The 17,030-nt window shown below is 60.4% G+C and carries 17 protein-coding genes; 6 read left to right on the top strand and 11 right to left on the bottom strand.

Annotated elements, in window-relative coordinates; translation table 11 throughout:
* Positions 1-8: 8 nt before the first annotated feature.
* The 4 genes from thrC to DUT91_RS13860 all read left to right on the top strand — a co-directional run bounded on the left by thrC (position 9) and on the right by DUT91_RS13860 (position 6,336).
* The gene (thrC, locus tag DUT91_RS13845) at positions 9-1,424 is read left to right on the top strand and encodes a threonine synthase (protein ID WP_114440978.1); all 1,416 of its coding nucleotides are present in this window, start codon (positions 9-11) and stop codon (positions 1,422-1,424) included.
* Between the two features lie 107 nt (positions 1,425-1,531).
* Positions 1,532-2,824: a M16 family metallopeptidase gene (locus DUT91_RS13850; protein ID WP_114440979.1), complete on the top strand. Its 1,293-nt coding sequence runs from the start codon at positions 1,532-1,534 to the stop codon at positions 2,822-2,824.
* 15 nt (positions 2,825-2,839) lie between these two features.
* Positions 2,840-3,442: a GNAT family N-acetyltransferase gene (locus tag DUT91_RS13855; RefSeq protein WP_114440980.1), complete on the top strand. Its 603-nt coding sequence runs from the start codon at positions 2,840-2,842 to the stop codon at positions 3,440-3,442.
* 29 nt (positions 3,443-3,471) lie between these two features.
* Positions 3,472-6,336, top strand: coding sequence for an EAL domain-containing protein (locus DUT91_RS13860; protein ID WP_114440981.1), 2,865 nt, complete (start codon positions 3,472-3,474; stop codon positions 6,334-6,336).
* A 6-nt stretch (positions 6,337-6,342) separates the two neighbouring features.
* Here DUT91_RS13860 and DUT91_RS13865 read toward each other — a convergent pair whose 3' ends face one another.
* On the bottom strand, positions 6,343-6,945 hold the full coding sequence (locus DUT91_RS13865; RefSeq protein WP_114440982.1) for a YqgE/AlgH family protein: 603 nt from the start codon (positions 6,943-6,945) through the stop codon (positions 6,343-6,345).
* Positions 6,946-7,100: 155 nt separating this feature from the next.
* Between DUT91_RS13865 and DUT91_RS13870 the strand changes: the two genes are divergently transcribed.
* Both DUT91_RS13870 and DUT91_RS13875 read left to right on the top strand, forming a co-directional pair.
* The gene (locus tag DUT91_RS13870) at positions 7,101-7,901 is read left to right on the top strand and encodes a protein-disulfide reductase DsbD domain-containing protein (RefSeq protein WP_114440983.1); all 801 of its coding nucleotides are present in this window, start codon (positions 7,101-7,103) and stop codon (positions 7,899-7,901) included.
* 71 nt (positions 7,902-7,972) lie between these two features.
* Complete coding sequence (locus DUT91_RS13875; protein ID WP_114440984.1) at positions 7,973-8,458, top strand: peroxiredoxin; 486 nt, start codon at positions 7,973-7,975, stop codon at positions 8,456-8,458.
* 155 nt (positions 8,459-8,613) lie between these two features.
* Here DUT91_RS13875 and rnhA read toward each other — a convergent pair whose 3' ends face one another.
* From rnhA to ctaD, 10 genes are all read right to left on the bottom strand, one after another.
* A complete protein-coding gene (gene rnhA, locus DUT91_RS13880; RefSeq protein ID WP_114440985.1) occupies positions 8,614-9,087 on the bottom strand; it encodes a ribonuclease HI in 474 nt (157 codons plus the stop codon).
* Between the two features lie 18 nt (positions 9,088-9,105).
* Positions 9,106-10,119, bottom strand: a complete 1,014-nt coding sequence (locus tag DUT91_RS13885; protein ID WP_114440986.1) for a homoserine kinase — start codon at positions 10,117-10,119, stop codon at positions 9,106-9,108.
* Positions 10,120-10,193: 74 nt separating this feature from the next.
* Positions 10,194-11,195 carry a 4-hydroxy-3-methylbut-2-enyl diphosphate reductase gene (gene ispH / locus DUT91_RS13890; RefSeq protein WP_114440987.1) on the bottom strand — a complete coding sequence of 334 codons (1,002 nt, stop codon included), beginning with the start codon at positions 11,193-11,195 and terminating at the stop codon, positions 10,194-10,196.
* A 65-nt stretch (positions 11,196-11,260) separates the two neighbouring features.
* Positions 11,261-12,052 carry an SURF1 family protein gene (locus tag DUT91_RS13895; protein ID WP_114440988.1) on the bottom strand — a complete coding sequence of 264 codons (792 nt, stop codon included), beginning with the start codon at positions 12,050-12,052 and terminating at the stop codon, positions 11,261-11,263.
* The gene (locus DUT91_RS13900; protein ID WP_114440989.1) at positions 12,049-12,435 is read right to left on the bottom strand and encodes a DUF983 domain-containing protein; all 387 of its coding nucleotides are present in this window, start codon (positions 12,433-12,435) and stop codon (positions 12,049-12,051) included. Before DUT91_RS13900 ends, DUT91_RS13895 begins: the two co-directional genes overlap by 4 nt.
* Before the next feature lie 71 nt (positions 12,436-12,506).
* Positions 12,507-13,385 carry a cytochrome c oxidase subunit 3 gene (locus DUT91_RS13905; protein ID WP_114440990.1) on the bottom strand — a complete coding sequence of 293 codons (879 nt, stop codon included), beginning with the start codon at positions 13,383-13,385 and terminating at the stop codon, positions 12,507-12,509.
* 104 nt (positions 13,386-13,489) lie between these two features.
* Positions 13,490-14,113, bottom strand: coding sequence for a cytochrome c oxidase assembly protein (locus DUT91_RS13910; protein ID WP_114440991.1), 624 nt, complete (start codon positions 14,111-14,113; stop codon positions 13,490-13,492).
* Positions 14,114-14,120: 7 nt separating this feature from the next.
* Complete coding sequence (locus DUT91_RS26170; protein WP_200834975.1) at positions 14,121-14,297, bottom strand: hypothetical protein; 177 nt, start codon at positions 14,295-14,297, stop codon at positions 14,121-14,123.
* Entirely contained in the window at positions 14,294-15,238 is a 945-nt protein-coding gene (locus tag DUT91_RS13915; RefSeq protein ID WP_114440992.1) for a heme o synthase, read from the bottom strand. The genes DUT91_RS26170 and DUT91_RS13915 overlap by 4 nt, the downstream gene beginning before the upstream one ends.
* Positions 15,239-15,335: 97 nt before the next feature.
* Positions 15,336-16,988 carry a cytochrome c oxidase subunit I gene (ctaD, locus tag DUT91_RS13920; protein ID WP_114440993.1) on the bottom strand — a complete coding sequence of 551 codons (1,653 nt, stop codon included), beginning with the start codon at positions 16,986-16,988 and terminating at the stop codon, positions 15,336-15,338.
* Between the last annotated feature and the right edge of the window lie 42 nt (positions 16,989-17,030).

Consider the following 17,030-nt stretch of genomic DNA (forward strand, 5'->3'; position numbering starts at 1 on the left):
AGGATGACATGAAATATGTGAGTACCCGCGGCGAAGCGCCGGTTCTGGGATTTTGCGATGCGCTCCTGGCCGGACTGGCCCGTGACGGCGGCCTTTATCTCCCGCAGGAATTTCCGACGCTTTCGCCTGACGAGATCCGCGCGATGCGTGGAAAATCCTATGCCGACATCGCCATCCGCGTGCTGACGCCGTTTACCGGCGGCGAAATTCCGCAGGCCGATTTCGAGCGCATGGTTCGTGAGGCCTATGCCACCTTCCACCACGCGGCCGTCTGCCCGCTGGTGCAGACCGGTGCGAATGAATTCGTCCTGGAGCTCTTCCACGGACCGACGCTCGCCTTCAAGGATGTGGCGATGCAGTTGCTGGCGCGGCTGATGGACTACACGCTTGCCAAACGCGGTGAGCGGGCCACCATCGTCGGCGCGACGTCCGGCGATACCGGTGGCGCGGCCATCGAGGCTTTCGCCAACCGCGACCGGACAGACATCTTCATCCTTTTCCCCCATGGGCGCGTCTCCCCTGTCCAGCAGCGGCAGATGACAAGTTCCACCGCGCCGAATGTCCACGCCCTCTCGGTAGAGGGAAACTTTGACGATTGTCAGGCGCTCGTCAAAGGCATGTTCAACGATCTGCGCTTCCGCGACGCGCTGTCGCTTTCCGGCGTCAATTCGATCAACTGGGCACGCATCATGCCGCAGGTGGTCTATTATTTCACGGCAGCGCTTTCCCTCGGCGCTCCCGATCGCCCGGTTTCCTTTACAGTGCCCACAGGCAATTTCGGTGACATCTTCGCCGGTTACGTCGCCAAGCGCATGGGCCTGCCGATCGACCGGCTGATCGCTGCGACCAACGACAACGATATTCTCTACCGCACTTTGCAGTCCGGCGCATACGAGACGCGGGGCGTGGTCCAGACCACCTCGCCGTCGATGGATATCCAGGTTTCCTCGAATTTCGAGCGGCTGCTGTTCGAGGCGCATGGCCGCGATGGGGCTGCGGTCCGAAGGCTGATGGACGGGCTCAAGCAGTCCGGCGGCTTCGCCATCGCGGACACGCCGCTCAAGCGGATTCGCGGCGAGTTCGACGCCGGGCGCTCCACGATGGCGGAAACGGCGGAGACCATCCGCTCGGTGCTTGAAACCGATGGCTATCTCCTCGATCCACACTCGGCCATCGGCGTCAAGGTTGCGCGCGATATCGACAAAGCACGGGCAGATGGAGTACCGATGGTGATCCTTGCGACTGCTCATCCGGCTAAATTCCCCGATGCGGTCGCTCAGGCCAGCGGCATGGCGCCTGAGCTGCCGGGCCGGTTTGGAGATCTTATGGAAAGAAAAGAAAAATTTACCGTGCTTCCCAACGATCTAAAAATCGTGGAAGATCACATAAGCCGCAATTCAAGAGCCTACTGCATAACTCCTTAAATCGGAATCAATTTAAGGATAAACTATGCAGCATTTCAAAGCGTTAGAGCGTCCTTTGCGCGTCCAATTGGGCGCGCGGCTCTCTAACGGGAGGGAGTTAATCAGTAATGGGTGTTGAAGTAAGCCGCCTCTCCAACGGGCTGACGATCGCGACCGAGGCCATGCCGAATGTTGAAAGCGTCGCCCTCGGAATATGGGTCAAGGCCGGCTCGCGCAACGAAGCGAACGACCAGCACGGCATTGCCCATCTTCTTGAACACATGGCCTTCAAAGGCACGCAAAAGCGTTCCGCCTGGCAGATCGCGGCGGATATCGAGAATGTCGGCGGCGAGATCAACGCCGCCACCAGTGTCGAAACGACATCCTATTATGCGCGCGTGCTGCGCGACGACGTGCCGCTCGCCGTCGATATCCTGTCGGATATACTGACCAGCTCGAAATTCGATCCTGATGAACTCGCCCGCGAGAAGCATGTCATCATGCAGGAGATCGGTGCGGCGCATGACACGCCCGACGACATCGTCTTCGATCATTTCACCGAAGCGGCATTCCGCCACCAGCCCGTCGGCCGGGCCATTCTCGGCGAACCGGAGACGGTCGAGACATTCACCTCCGCCAATTTGCGCACCTATATGGACGAGCAATACAGCGCCGACCGCATGGTGGTGACGGCGGCGGGAGCCATCGACCACGATGCTTTCGTCCGCGAAGTGGAAAAGCGACTTGGCGGATTTCGGGCCCACTCGACCGCCAAGATGCCGGAGCTTGCCCATTATGTCGGCGGCGACTTCCGTGAAAACCGTGACCTGATGGATGCGCAGGTGCTGATCGGCTTCGAGGGCCGCGCCTATCACGTGCGCGATTTCTACGCCTCGCAGATCCTCGCGATGGTGCTTGGCGGCGGCATGTCGTCACGGCTTTTCCAGGAAGTCCGGGAAAAGCGCGGCCTTTGCTATTCGGTCTATGCCTTCCACTGGGGTTTTTCCGATACCGGCCTTTTCGGTATCCACGCGGCAACGGGACGCGACGATCTGAACGAGCTTATTCCGGTCATCCTGAACGAACTCCACCAGGCCACCCAGAACATCAGCGAAGAAGAGGTGAACCGCGCCCGGGCACAATACCGCGCCAGCCTTTTGATGTCGCAGGAGAGCGTGGCCAGCCGTGCCGGCCAGATGGCCCGGCAAATCCTTCTCTATGGCAAGCCCGTGGACAACGATGAATTGCTGGAACGGCTTTCCCTGATCACGGCTGAGCGGCTTACCGATCTTGCGGGCAGGCTTTTCCTCGATACCAAACCGACGGTCGCAGCGGTGGGGCCGATTGGAAAACTGATGCATTTCGATGGCGTGCGGGATGCGCTTTCTACAAGGTCGCAGCCTCGCAAGATCGCCGTCTGACCATCGGGCGCGGCAATGATCGCCCTGCCCTTCATCCGGCACAACCAACTCCTGCTCCGCGGCGCGCGCGCCCATCTGCGTGAGCCCTTGAGCAGCGATTACAAGGCATGGGCAAATCTGCGCGCGGAAAGCCGGGAGTTCCTGTCGCCGTGGGAACCGCTATGGAACGAGGGCGATCTGGAGCGCGGTTCCTTTCGCCTGAGGATCAGGCGCTATCAGGAAGAGTCGCAATCGGGAACCGGCTATCCCTTCTTCATCTTCCGCAATTCCGACAACAGGCTCGTCGGCGGCATTACGCTCGGCAATATCCGCCGCGGCGTCGCCCAATGCGGCCAGATCGGCTACTGGAGCGGTGCGCCATTTGCAGGCAATGGCTACATGACCGAAGCCATGGGGCTGATTATCCCCTTCGCGTTCGACCAGTTGCGGTTGCACAGGCTCGAAGCTGCATGTATTCCCAATAATGCACGATCCATTCGGCTTCTCGAAAAAGCCGGATTCCAGAGAGAAGGACTTTTACGCTCCTATCTCAAAATCAATGGCATGTGGCAGGACCATTTCCTGTATTCGCTGCTCGAAAACGACAAACGCATGATCAACAGCAAGGTCACCCGATAGTGTCACGATATTTTTACAGCCCGCTGCAGATGCTTCTCCGCATTTTCCTGCTCGTGCTGTTTGCCGCCGGCGGCGCCGGTTCGTCGCTTGCGTTCGAACCGGTCAAAATATCGAAGGACGATACCGCGCTCGACCTCTCCCGCGCGGTGGAAATTTTCCGCAACCAGGGTGAGAGCTTCCAGGTCTCGACGGCGCCCGGTCCCGACGGCATCGTGCGGCGCATCGAGGTGCAGGCTAACGACAAGCGGAGCAAGGGCGACTGGGCGGCCTTCGCCATCGCCAACCCGACCGACGAGCAGATCGACCGCCTGATCGTGGCGCCGCATTTTCGCCTCGTCGGATCGGGCTTCATTTGGCCGGACCTCGGCTCGACCCGCATCAATTCGATCACGCCCAGCGAGGGCTTCGCGCTCGACCGGCAGGCGAGCCCCGATGCGGATATCTTCCGCATCACGCTCAATCCGGGGTCGGTGGTCACGCTCGTCGCCGAACTCGCCTCCCCCAATTTGCCGCAGGTCTATCTCTGGGAGCCGGAAGCCTACAAAGACACGATCAACGCCTATACGCTCTATCGCGGTATCCTGCTCGGCATTTCCGGCCTGCTGGCGCTGTTCCTGACCATTCTTTTCGTCGTCAAGGGCACATCGCTGTTTCCCGCCACCGCTGCGCTCGCCTGGGCCGTCCTCGCCTATATCTGCGTCGATTTCGGGTTCTGGAACAAGCTGATGGCGATCACGCCCGGCAACGAACAGGTCTGGCGGGCGGGAACCGAAGTGTCGCTTGCCGCGACGCTTGTGATCTTCCTGTTCACCTATCTCAATCTCAACCGATGGCACGATCATTTCAGCTATGGCGCGCTGACATGGGTTCTCGGTTTGCTGGCCCTTGCCGGCGTCGCCATCATCGATCCGCCGATCGCCTCGGGAATCGCGCGGTTTTCCTTCGCGCTGACCGGGCTCGCAGGCGTGGCGATCATCGGCTACCTCACCTTCAAAGGGTATGACCGGGCGATCATGCTCATCCCCACGTGGATATTGATCCTGCTCTGGCTGGTGGGAGCTTGGCTCACCGTCTCCGGCCATCTCGACAATGACATCGTGCAGCCGGCGCTGGGCGGCGGCCTCGTGCTGATCGTGCTTCTCATCGGCTTTACCGTCATGCAGCACGCCTTTGCCGGCGGCGCCCTGCAGCACGGGCTTTTCTCCGACATGGAGCGGCAGGCGCTTGCCGTCATCGGCTCCGGCGACATCGTCTGGGACTGGGACGTGCCGCGCGACCGCGTGGTCACGACGCCCGATATCGGCACCTTCCTCGGCTCCAGCGCAAGCCAGCTCCAGGGGCCGGTGCGCAACTGGCTGCCGGCCATGCACAGCGACGATCGCGACCGGTTCCGCTCGACACTCGACGCCATTCTGGAAAACCGGCGCGGACGCATCGGGCAGACCTTCCGCTTGCGCGCCAGCGACGGGCATTACCACTGGTATGCACTCCGCGCCCGCCCCGTCATCGGCTCCGATGGAGAGATCGTGCGCTGTGTCGGGACGCTGATCAACGTCACTGAACAAAAGAAGGCCGAAGAACGGCTGCTGCACGATGCCGTGCATGACAATCTGACCGGGCTGCCCAATCGGGAGCTGTTCCTCGACCGGCTGAACAATGTCATCCACATGGCCCGCAACGAGAGCAAGCTCAGGCCGACGATCTTCGTCATCGACATAGACCGCTTCAAGCAGGTCAATGACAGCCTGGGCATGTCGGCGGGCGATACGATCCTGCTGACCATCTCCAGGCGCCTGCACCGCCTGCTGAAGCCTCAGGATACGCTCTCGCGCCTCGCCTCCGACCAGTTCGGCCTGCTCCTCACCTCCGAAAATGATCCCGCACGCATCGCGGCATTCGCCGAGGCGCTGAAACAGGCTGTCCACGCGCCGATCTCCTATGCCAAGCGCGAGATCGTGCTGACCGCATCGATCGGCCTCATCACGTGGACGGCGGCGGCGGCGAGTGCCGAGGATCTGGTCAAGGATGCCGAACTTGCGATGTATCAGGCCAAGCGGTTCGGCGGCGACCGCATCGAGCCCTTCCGTCCGGCATTCCGCGCCATCGGTAGCGACAAGCTGCAGATGGAATCCGATCTTCGCCGCGCCATCGAGCGCCAGGAGATCGGCCTCGTCTATCAGCCCATCGTGCGGCTTGAGGATGGCGGCATAGCCGGTTTCGAAGCGCTCATGCGCTGGGAGCATCCGCGGCGCGGTTCGGTTCCGCCCTCCGAGTTCATCCCGATCGCGGAAAGCTCGGGCCTCATCGTGCAGCTAGGCCTTTTCGCCATGCAGCACGCGGCCCAGGATGTCTTCACCTGGCGCGAGAATTTTCCCGACATGGATATCTTCGTCTCGGTCAATCTGTCGAGCACGCAGCTCATCCGCCAGGATCTCATCAACGATGTGCGCTCGGTGCTCTCGCGCACCCACATCACCCCGGGGAGCCTCAAGCTGGAACTCACCGAATCCGTCATCATGGAGAACCCGGAACAGTCGGCGCACGTCCTGGCGCGCCTCAAGGCGATGGGTGTCGGGCTTTCGCTCGATGATTTCGGCACCGGCTATTCGTCACTCTCCTATCTCACCCGCTTTCCCTTTGACATGATCAAGATCGACCGCTCCTTCGTCAGGGGCGATCAGGCGCAGAAGGCAACGCTGCTGCGGTCCATCGTCAGCATGGCGCATGATCTGGGTCTCGCCGCGGTGGCGGAAGGCGTGGAGAACGAAACCGATGCACTGCATCTGCGCCAGCTCGGCTGCGAATATGTGCAGAGCTTCATGTTCGGCCAGCCCATGTCCGCGGACGCGGCCAGCAAGCTTCTGAGGGATCAGCGGGAGCCTGCTGCAGCGTAGAAAAAATCAGGCGTGACCGATATCGTTGACGAGGCGGGACAGGTCTATGCCCATGTGGTCGAGCAACCGTTCGTATTTCATGGCGATATCGGTATCGAAGAGCAGATCCATCGATGCCGGGCATGTCAGCCAGCCGTTTCCAGCGACCTCCGCCTCCAACTGTCCTGCGGCCCAGCCGGAATAGCCCAGCGTCATGAGCGCCTGCGACGGTCCGCCATTGCCGGCGATGGCCCGCAGGATGTCAATGGTCGCGGTCAGGCAGACATCTTCTGAAACCGGCATGGTTGAGTCGACCATGTAATCGTCGGAATGCAGGACGAAGCCACGCGTCTGATCGACCGGACCGCCATTGCGCACCATGAAATGGCGCATAGACTTCGGCAGCCGGATCGTCTCCTCCTCGCCGATGACGCCAAGCTGCACCAGAAGATCGGGGAATTCCATGGGCTGCAGCTGGTTGATGATGAAGCCCATCGCTCCCTCATCGGAATGCGCGCAGATATAGACGACGGTGCGTGCGAAACGGTCGTCGCCCATACCTGGCATGGCGACCAGGAACTGACCGTTGAGAAACCCTTTGTCTCTTTGAGCAGACTTCAAGATATCCATACCGGTAAAGGTAGCAACGGATCAGAAAATCGGAAAGGGGTTTGCGCGAAAAGAAGTTCTTTCTCCTTCAGACTGCCCCGGCATTGGCCGCAAAAGCAGGCATTAACACCTGGTCGTGACTTGATAACGTCATCGTTTCACGGCATTCCTTGCGCATGAATAGTCGAATTGCCGTTTTGGCGGCCTTTATTGCCGTCGTTTTCCAGGCTGGCCCTGCCTTTGCCGAAAGCTCGCCCTGGGTCGATACGCCGGGCGGCAAGGTCCGGCTGCTTCTCGACGTGCCGGAAGCACCCGGCAAGACATTGCGCGGCGCGATCCAGATCGATCTTGCCCAGGGATGGAAGACCTATTGGCGTGAACCGGGCGATGCCGGCGTGCCGCCGCAGCTCGATCTTTCGGCCAGCAGCAACATAGAGGGGAGCGAGATCGCTTTCCCCGCGCCGCATCGCTTCCACGACGGCGAGACGCAATGGGCCGGGTACAAGCATTCCGTGATGTTGCCTGTCACATTCCGGCTCGAGAACATGGAGGCAACGACGCGCGTCAAAGGCCACGTCTTTCTTGGAGTATGCGAGACGATCTGCATTCCCGTTCAGGCTGCATTCGATCTGCCTGTAAAACCGGGAGAAAAGGACCCTCTCGCGCATACGCTGGTCAGTTCCGCCTTCGACCGGCTGCCGCAGCCCGCCTCGCCTGAATTCGGCATTCATGAAGCGGCGCGGAAGGACGGCCATGCGATTTTCCACGTCAGGCTTCCTGCGCGGGATCAGCCTGCGGAGCTTTTCCTGTCCAGCGGAGCCATGAGTTTCACCACACCAAAATTTGATGGAGCTGGCGAAGGCAATCCCGGCTTCTCCAGCAAGATCCTGAGCGGCGCTGGAAAAGCGCCAGCCACGATCGACTACACACTTGTCCAGGGCGACCGGGCCGTTTCCGGCACAGTGGCGTTGCCTTAAACCTGTCCCTCGACATTGCGCACGGCAGGCCATATGTCCTGAATATCGGCACATCCAAGGAGAGAAAATCCATGACGATCAAGGTTGGCGACAAGGTTCCCGTGGCGACATTCAAGGTCAAGACCGCTGACGGGATCAAGGACATGACGACTGACGCGCTTTTCGCGGGCAAGAAGGTCGTTTTGTTCGGCGTTCCCGGTGCATTCACGCCGACCTGCAGCCTCAATCATCTGCCAGGCTATCTGGAAAATCATGAGGCCATCCTCGCCAGAGGTGTGGACCAGATCGCCGTCGTGGCGGTCAACGACCCGCATGTCATGGGCGCATGGGCCCAGAGCACGGGCGGCGAAGGCAAGATCCTCTATCTCTCCGACGGCAACGGCACCTTCACCAAGGCAGCCGGGCTCGATATCGACCTTTCAGCGGCAGCACTCGGCACACGCTCGAAGCGCTATTCGGCCATCATCGAAGACGGTGTGGTCAAGGCGCTCAACATAGAGGAAACGCCGGGACAAGCCGTAACCTCGAGCGCGGCGGAATTGCTCACGCAGCTTTGAGCGGTTTACTTCGAAACGGAAACGCCGGCGCTTCTCTTTTGCCGGCGCTTCTCTTTTATGAAGCGTCTGACCGTTGGTGGGGTGCCAACAGCGGTCAAATATTAGGGCCGCTGCCATTGAGAGCCCCTCGATTCCCTCAAAGCCGCTCTAAATTCTCATGAAGCCGAGTTCGCGACCGGCGTGCCCGCCCCACCCTTCTTGAACGGGGCCATGCCAGCCCTTGCCAGCGCGTCGGCGCGTTCGTTTTCGGGATGGCCGGCATGGCCCTTTACCCAATGCCAGGTGACCTTGTGGCGACGGGTTGCCTCGTCAAGCGCCTGCCAGAGTTCGCCGTTCTTCACCGGTTTCCTGTCGGCGGTCTTCCAGCCATTCTTTTTCCAGCCATGGATCCATTTTGATATTCCGTCCATGACATATTTGCTGTCGGTGTAAAGTGCGACCTCGCAAGGCTCCTTCAATCCGGTGAGCGCGGAGATTGCCGCCATCAGTTCCATGCGGTTGTTGGTCGTATCGGGCTCGCCGCCGAACAGCTCCTTCTCCTTGCCGTTCCAGCGCAACACGACGCCCCAGCCGCCCGGCCCCGGATTGCCGGAGCACGCGCCGTCGGTATAAGCCTCGATGATCTTCATGCGTCCGCACCTTTGTTTTTAGCTACGCAAATCCCGACGGAAAACCGCTTCACACTTTTCCTGGACTTGCTCTACGAGGCCATATTCGGCGGGGGAATGGATCTGGCGATGGAAGCGCATCCGGCGGACATATTCCATCGGATCCTTCTTGACGACGAAACTGCCGTCGGCCACCGTGAGCCAGTCAAAAAGCCTGGTCAGCATGAAGCGCAGCGCGGCGCCGCGCGCCAGGATGGGCAGCGCCTGAGCTTCCTCCGCCGAGAGCGGGCGGACCGATGTATAACCGCGCAGGAGTGCGGTCCCCTTCGTCAGGTTGAAGGAAAAGTCCTTTTCGAAACACCAAGCATTGAGGCAGACCGCCACATCATAGGCAAGCAGGTCGGTGCAGGCGAAATAGAAATCGATCAGTCCGGAAAGCCGGGATCCCAGAAAGAAAACATTGTCGGGGAAAAGATCCGCATGGATAACGCCTGTGGGAAGATCGGCAGGCCAACGGGCTTCGAGGAAAGCGAGATCGGCCTCCGTCTCGGCGGCGAGCCCCTTCTCCACCTCGTCGGCGCGCGCCTTGGCATGGTCCCACAGGGGACGCCATCCCGAAACCGAAAGCGCATTCTCCCGCCGCATCGGGAAATCGAGCCCCGCCAGATGCATGCGCGCCAGCGCCTCGCCCACCGCATGACAATGAGCGACCGTCGGGCGGCGCATCCACATGCCTTCGAGAAAGGTGATGATGGCGGCGGGCCGGCCGGCGAGTTCGCCGATCATCGCGCCGTTCTTCTGATGGACCGGCAAGGGACAGTCGAGGCCCTTTTGCGCCAGATGCTGCATCAGCCCGAGGAAGAACGGCAGATCGGTGCGGTCCACGCGCTTTTCATAAAGCGTCAGGATGAAGGTGCCCTTGTCGGTGCGCAGGAGGTAGTTGGAATTCTCGACGCCCTCGGCAATGCCCTTATAGGATAGGAGGCCGCCAATATCATATTCGGCCAGGAAGGCCGCCAGTTCGATCTCGTTTATATCGGTGTAGACAGCCATACGGTGATCTCGTTCCCTGGAGCGATCTTGCTAAGCGCGCCTTGAAGATCAAGCGCAACGGCCCGAACCGGAACTCAGCGCTCGCCGTTGACGAACGCCATGTCGCGCGGTGTCAGTTCGATATCGCGCAGTTCCCGGTTGACGAGGAAATTTTCGGTCTCGACCGTGGTTTCCGCCAATTCGATAGTGACTTGATAGCGATCTGAAAAGGCCTGGATGATTTCATCCACGATGATTTCGGGCGCGGAGGCGCCGGCCGACAGGCCAACGACCGAAATATCGCTTACCCGTTCCCATTCGATCTCGGACGCGCGCTGCACCAGCATCGCGTGGCGGGCGCCGGCGCGTTCGGCCACCTCGACCAGCCGCTTGGAATTCGACGAATTGGGCGCCCCGACGACGAGGAAGAGATCGCAGCCCGACGCCGCCGCCTTCACGGCATCCTGGCGGTTGGTCGTGGCATAACAAATTGATTCGGCCGCCGGCGCGGTCAACTCGGGAAAACGGCTTTGCAGGATCGCGACGATGCCGGCGGTATCATCGACGGAAAGCGTCGTCTGGGTGACGAAGCCCAGCCGCGTCGGATCCTCCGGCTGGTAGGCCTCCGCGTCCTTCACTGTCTCGATCAGCGTGACGGAGCCTTCTGGAAGCTGGCCCATCGTGCCGATGACTTCAGGGTGGCCGGAATGGCCGATCAGGATCACATGCCGTCCGAGGCGCTGGTGGCGCATGGCCTGCTTGTGCACCTTGGAAACCAGCGGACAGGTGGCATCGAGATAGAAAAGGTTCTTTGCCATCGCGTCTTCGGGCACTGATTTCGGCACGCCATGGGCGGAGAATACAACCGGTTGATTGCGATGTTCGTGCGGGATTTCGTCCAATTCCTCGACGAAAACCGCTCCGCGCGCCTGCAGACCCTGCACGACATAACGGTTATGGACGATCTCGTGGCGGACATAGATCGGCGCGCCATATTTCTTGAGCGCGAGGATGACGATCTGGATCGCCCGGTCCACGCCTGCGCAAAAACCGCGTGGTCCACACAGGCGGATTGTCAGGGGCTGCTTGTCGATCATGTTCAATCTGGGCTCAACCTTGCTTCAGGACTTGATCTTGGATGTGGGCGGTTCATCGCCGACTGTCAAATAGCCTTTCTGGACGAACTGCGCCAGCGCCAGAGATAAGCGCCCACGACGGCAGCCAAAGCCAGGGCCAAACCATACCATGTCACCGCATATTGCAAATGATTGTTGGGCAGATCGATGATGGTGACGCCGCCGAGGGGAAGCCCGCCCGGATTGGGCGTGGTGTCGGCATCGATGAAGAAGGGAACCATCTTCGACGGGTCGAGCCCGGCCGTCTTGACCATTTCCGGCCAATTCTTCCAGTAGAAGATGTTCCGGGTGGGATCGTTATCCGGGACGATGGAGGACGGTTTTTCGGCCAGCGGATCGCGCGCAAGCCCCTTCACCGTCACGTCGCCGGCAACCTGACCTTCCGCCCGGGTGCCCGCCTCCTTGCTGTCATAGGGAACGAAGCCGCGATTGACCAATACCGCGCGGCCGTCCGCCATCTGCAATGGCGTATAGACATAGAAGCCGGACCGGCCCTGGTGGGTAGCGAAGAAATGCCGCTCGCCCTGATGGAGGAAGCGCCCCGTCACCTCCACGGGCCAATATTCGACATCGCCGCTCCTGCCATAGATCGCCTCGACCTGGTCGATCGGACGCGGCGGGGACGCGACGCGCTCGGCAATGGTCGCGACAAGCCCTTCCTTCCAGTGCAGCCGCTGCACCTGCCAGGTTCCAAGCGCTATGAGGATGGCGAAGACAGCAAGCGCGACCGTCATGATCAGCGCGGGGACCAGCCAAGGAAATCTTCCGGCGGGAGCGGCATTGTCGTGGCGCTGATCCGTTTCAACAGCCCTCTTCATTTTCTATCGTCCAAACGGCCCTGCGCCGCCTTGTTGCGGTATTGCAGCGTGATCAGAATGCCCTTGATCCAACGCAGGAGCACGAGGCTCAGACCGATCGTCAGCGGCACCCAGAGAACGAAATGCAGCCATAATGGCGGGTTGATCGTCACTTCCATCCAGAGCGCCAGGCCGACAACGAGAAAACCGACGATCAGGATGACAAAAGCAGCCGGGCCGTCGCCGGAATCGGAGAATGAATAATCCAGCCCGCATTTGCTGCAGCTCCTGGCCATCGCCAGATAACCATCGAACAGCTTTCCCTGGCCGCAGCGCGGACAGCGCCCGAGAATGCCCGCCCGGATAGGCTCGACCGGCGGATAGGAAGCGTCATCATTCGACATGAACTCATCCTTGAAAGTGAAAAAGGCGGCCGTGTCTCCACAGCCGCCCCCATATTCCGATTGTCGGCTGCTTATCCCTCGGCCATCGGCGCGCCCCAGCCGCCCCAGACGTAGACGGCGAAGAACAGGAACAGCCACACCACGTCGACGAAATGCCAGTACCAGGCGGCCGCCTCGAAACCGAAATGCCTCTGCGGGGTGAAATCGCCCCTGATCGCGCGCAGCAGGCAGACGAAAAGGAAGATGGTGCCGACGATGACGTGGAAACCGTGGAAGCCGGTCGCCATGAAGAAAGTCGCGCCGTAGATCGAGTCCTTGAAGGCGAACGGAGCGTGCGTGTATTCGTATGCCTGCACCGAGGAGAACAGCAGGCCGAGCGCGACCGTGAGGGCCAACCCGGTGATCAGCCCCTTGCGGTCATTGTGCAGGAGAGCATGGTGCGCCCAGGTGACCGTCGTGCCCGAGAGAAGCAGGATGACGGTGTTGTAGAGCGGCAGGTGCAGCGGATCGAGAACCTCGACCCCCTTGGGAGGCCATTGTCCACCGGTAAATGCGGTGCGAGCCACCTGATGCACCTCGTTGGGGAACAGGCTGACATCGAAATAGGCCCAGAACCAGGCGGCGAAGAACATCACCTCGGAGGCGATGAACATGATCATGCCGTAGCGCAGATGCAGCGAAACCACGCGGGTATGATGCCCCTCGCGGCCTTCCTTGATCGTGTCGGCCCACCAGGCGTACATGCTGTAGAGCACGATGGCCAGACCGATGTAGAATATCCATGGCCCGACAAAATTGATGCCGAAAAGATGCAGGTCGCTCTGGTTGAGCCAGCGCATATAGCCAATGCCGCCAAGCGCCAGCACGAATGCGCCGAGGGAGCTCAAAACCGGCCACGGGCTTGGATCGATGATGTGGTAATCGTGATTTTTCTGGTGGACGTCAGCCATTTCAATCCCCAAGGTTCATCTTCATGCTTGCTTCGCCCGGAGGCGAGGCTGGCTCTAATTCTACGCGAATCCGATGGAAAACCGATGGTTTTCCTGGACTTGCTCTACAAATTTCCGCTTTCCCCAACTGGCGGCTTGGCGCTTTGCGCGACAGGCTGCGGCTTGTCAATGGGAAAGAACGTATAGGAAAGCGTGATCGTCTTGAGATCCTTCAGATCGGGATCGTTGACGATTTCAGGATCGACGAAGAACACGACCGGCATGTCCATGTCCTCTCCTGGCTTCAAAGTCGTATCGGTGAAGCAGAAACACTGCACCTTGTTGAAATAGGCGCCCGCGCGTTCCGGCGTCACGTTGAAGGTGGCCCGGCCCGAGGTCGCCTGGGAGGCCAGATTGCGGCCTTCGTAGCTGATCTGCCTCGTCTCGCCGATGCGAAGCGTGACCTGACGCTGCACGGGCTTGAAATCCCATGGCAGCGCGCCCGAGGTGTTGGCGTCGAAACGGACATTGATCGTCTTGTCGAGAATGGTATCGGACATCTGCTCGACGCGCTGCGTCGTACCGCCATAGCCCGTCACCTGACAAAACATCCGGTAAAGCGGTACGGAGGCATAGGCCGCGCCGACCATCGCTGCAAAGAAAGTGATGCATGCGGTGGCGACAACGCGGTTGGAACGCTGCTTTTTGTCGGGGGTACTCGTGGATACCGTCTGATTCTCTTCCGTCATGACGTCCTCACAGCGGTCGGCTCAGTATATTGGCGCCGAGCTTTGCCCAGGTACCGATATAGACCAGCAGGACGAAAAGCGCGAGCGCGATCCCAAGCGCGACGGAGCGGCTGCGCTGCGCCTTTTTCTGTTTTTCGCTCTGGCTGACCATCTCCAGCTCTTTGTCTGTGTTCGCCATACTCATGCGCCAATCCAAAGCATTGCCTTGTTCGCGAGCGTCTCCAGGAGGAGAACCGCGAACAGGCTGAAGAGATAAAGAAGGGAAAATCCGAACATCGCCCGCGCCCGCTTCAGCGTCGCTTCGCCTGCCGGCGCGCGCCACAGTTTCCAGGCATGCATGACGAAAACCAGGCCCAGTACCGCAGATATAGCGCAATAGACCGGTCCGGCAAAACCCATCGCCCATGGCAGCACGCCGACGGGCGCAACGATCAGCGTATAGATCAGGATCTGCAGCTTGGTCGACGCTTCGCCGCGCACATTCGGCATCATCGGCACCCGGGCGGCGGCATAGTCGTTCGTCGTGAAGAGCGAGAGCGCCCAGAAATGCGGCGGCGTCCACAGGAAGATGATGAGGAAGAGAACGACGCTTTCCCAGCTGACCATTCCCGTCGCTGCGGCCCAGCCGATCATGGGCGGGAATGCGCCTGCTGCGCCGCCGATGACAATGTTCTGCGGCGTGGAGCGCTTCAGCCACATCGTATAGATGACGACGTAGAAGAAGATTGTGAAGGCCAGAAGTGCGGCGGAAAGCCAGTTGACGAGCAGGCCGAGCGTCATCACCGAAAAGGCGGAGAGGACGAGGCCGAAAACCAGGACCTCCTCGCGCGAGATGATACCCGCCGGTATCGGGCGGTTACGGGTCCGCTTCATGATGGCGTCGATATCGGCGTCGTACCACATGTTGAGCGCGCCCGACGCACCGGCGCCGACGGCGATGCACAGGATGGCGATACCGGCCAGGACCGGGTTCATGTGTCCCGGCGCGACGAAGAGCCCGACGAAGCCGGTGAAGACGACAAGCGACATGACCCGCGGCTTGAGAAGCGCGAGATAATCCGACGCCACCGCCTCGGAGAGGCGGCCGCCATTGTCGGGAACCCTGTTTTGCTCAACAAGAGACATCGAACTTAAATCTTGCCTTTTTCCATTGCCAGCCCGTTGTGGGATGGACCGGTCCGGGCCGCACCTGGCAGCCCGGACCATTTCATATTACCTGATCTTACCTGATACGGGGCAGTTGTTCCCACTGGTGGAACGGTGGCGGCGACGAAAGCTGCCATTCCAGAGTGGTTGCACCCTCGCCCCACGGATTGGCACCCGCTTCACGCTTCTTGGCGAAAGCTTCGAACACGCCGTAGAGGAAGATCAGGACTGCGAAACCGGAGATATAGGAACCATAGGACGATACCAGGTTCCAGCCGGCGAATGCATCGGGATAATCGATGTAGCGGCGCGGCATGCCGGAGAGCCCGAGGAAATGCTGCGGGAAGAAAACCAGATTCACGCCGATGAAGGTGATCCAGAAATGCAGCTTTCCAATGAACTCGTTGTACATGTAGCCGGTCATCTTCGGGAACCAGTAGTACCAGCCGGCAAAGATCGCGAAGACGGCGCCGAGCGACAGCACGTAGTGGAAGTGCGCGACGACATAATAGGTGTCGTGCAAGGCGCGGTCGAGACCGGCATTGGCGAGCTGGACGCCCGTCACGCCGCCGACAGTGAACAGGAAGATGAAACCGATCGCCCACAACATCGGGGTATGGAACGAGATCGAGCCGCCCCACATGGTGGCGATCCAGGAGAAGATCTTCACGCCGGTCGGCACCGCAATGACCATCGTCGCGAAGACGAAGTAGCGCTGCGTGTCGAGCGACAGGCCAACCGTGTACATGTGGTGGGCCCAAACGATGAAGCCGACGACGCCGATCGCGACCATGGCGTAGGCCATGCCGAGATAGCCGAAGATCGGCTTGCGCGAGAAGGTCGACACGATGTGGCTGACGATGCCGAAGCCGGGCAGGATGAGAATGTACACTTCGGGGTGACCGAAGAACCAGAACAGATGCTGGAACAGGATCGGATCGCCGCCGCCATCAGGCGCGAAGAAGCTCGTGCCGAAATTGCGGTCGGTCAGAAGCATGGTGATACCGCCAGCCAGGACCGGCAGCGAGAGCAGCAGCAGGAATGCGGTGATCAGCACAGCCCACGCAAAGAGCGGCATCTTGTGCAGCGTCATGCCGGGCGCGCGCATGTTCAGGATGGTGGTGATGAAGTTGATCGCACCCAGGATCGACGAGGCGCCCGCAATGTGCAGCGACAGGATGACGAAATCCATCGCCGGACCGGGCTGGCCCGAGGTCGAGAGCGGCGGATAGATCGTCCAGCCACCGCCAGATCCCCACGCGCCGGCGGGGCCCGGCACGAACATCGAGATGAGGAGCAGAATCAGCGCAGGCGGCAGCAGCCAGAACGAGACGTTGTTCATGCGCGGGAACGCCATGTCGGGCGCGCCGATCATCAGCGGGATCATCCAGTTGGCGAAGCCGCCGATCATGGCGGGCATGACCATGAAGAAGATCATGACCAGAGCATGGGCCGTGGTGAACACATTATACATGTGCTTGCCGGCATCGAGCGCCGAATCGCCCTCGACGCCATAGACCATGGAGGCAAGACCGTGGAAGATCTGGATCCCCGGCTCCTGGAGCTCAGCGCGCATCGCAATCGACAACGCGCCGCCGATGATACCCGCGATGATCGCGAAGATCAGGTAGAGCGTGCCGATATCCTTGTGGTTGGTCGAATAGACCCAACGGACCCAGCCTTGCGGCTTGTGGTCGTCATGGGCTTCGTGAGCAGCAGTGCCTGCCATGAGATCGCTCCCGTTTCTCAAACGTAATATGGGCGTAATATG

The sequence above is a fragment of the Paramesorhizobium salinisoli genome (assembly GCF_003335045.1).
Lineage (GTDB): Bacteria > Pseudomonadota > Alphaproteobacteria > Rhizobiales > Rhizobiaceae > Paramesorhizobium > Paramesorhizobium salinisoli.

Coding starts and splice junctions, on each gene's coding strand:
- ctaD (WP_114440993.1), bottom strand. CDS start 16,988: ATGGCAGGCACTGCTGCTCACGAAGCCCATGACGACCACAAGCCGCAA.
- DUT91_RS13850 (WP_114440979.1), top strand. CDS start 1,532: ATGGGTGTTGAAGTAAGCCGCCTCTCCAACGGGCTGACGATCGCGACC.
- ispH (WP_114440987.1), bottom strand. CDS start 11,195: ATGATCGACAAGCAGCCCCTGACAATCCGCCTGTGTGGACCACGCGGT.
- DUT91_RS26170 (WP_200834975.1), bottom strand. CDS start 14,297: ATGAGTATGGCGAACACAGACAAAGAGCTGGAGATGGTCAGCCAGAGC.
- DUT91_RS13885 (WP_114440986.1), bottom strand. CDS start 10,119: ATGGCTGTCTACACCGATATAAACGAGATCGAACTGGCGGCCTTCCTG.
- DUT91_RS13910 (WP_114440991.1), bottom strand. CDS start 14,113: ATGACGGAAGAGAATCAGACGGTATCCACGAGTACCCCCGACAAAAAG.
- DUT91_RS13875 (WP_114440984.1), top strand. CDS start 7,973: ATGACGATCAAGGTTGGCGACAAGGTTCCCGTGGCGACATTCAAGGTC.
- DUT91_RS13900 (WP_114440989.1), bottom strand. CDS start 12,435: ATGTCGAATGATGACGCTTCCTATCCGCCGGTCGAGCCTATCCGGGCG.
- DUT91_RS13870 (WP_114440983.1), top strand. CDS start 7,101: ATGAATAGTCGAATTGCCGTTTTGGCGGCCTTTATTGCCGTCGTTTTC.
- rnhA (WP_114440985.1), bottom strand. CDS start 9,087: ATGAAGATCATCGAGGCTTATACCGACGGCGCGTGCTCCGGCAATCCG.
- DUT91_RS13895 (WP_114440988.1), bottom strand. CDS start 12,052: ATGAAGAGGGCTGTTGAAACGGATCAGCGCCACGACAATGCCGCTCCC.
- DUT91_RS13855 (WP_114440980.1), top strand. CDS start 2,840: ATGATCGCCCTGCCCTTCATCCGGCACAACCAACTCCTGCTCCGCGGC.
- DUT91_RS13865 (WP_114440982.1), bottom strand. CDS start 6,945: ATGGATATCTTGAAGTCTGCTCAAAGAGACAAAGGGTTTCTCAACGGT.
- DUT91_RS13905 (WP_114440990.1), bottom strand. CDS start 13,385: ATGGCTGACGTCCACCAGAAAAATCACGATTACCACATCATCGATCCA.
- DUT91_RS13860 (WP_114440981.1), top strand. CDS start 3,472: ATGCTTCTCCGCATTTTCCTGCTCGTGCTGTTTGCCGCCGGCGGCGCC.
- thrC (WP_114440978.1), top strand. CDS start 9: ATGAAATATGTGAGTACCCGCGGCGAAGCGCCGGTTCTGGGATTTTGC.
- DUT91_RS13915 (WP_114440992.1), bottom strand. CDS start 15,238: ATGTCTCTTGTTGAGCAAAACAGGGTTCCCGACAATGGCGGCCGCCTC.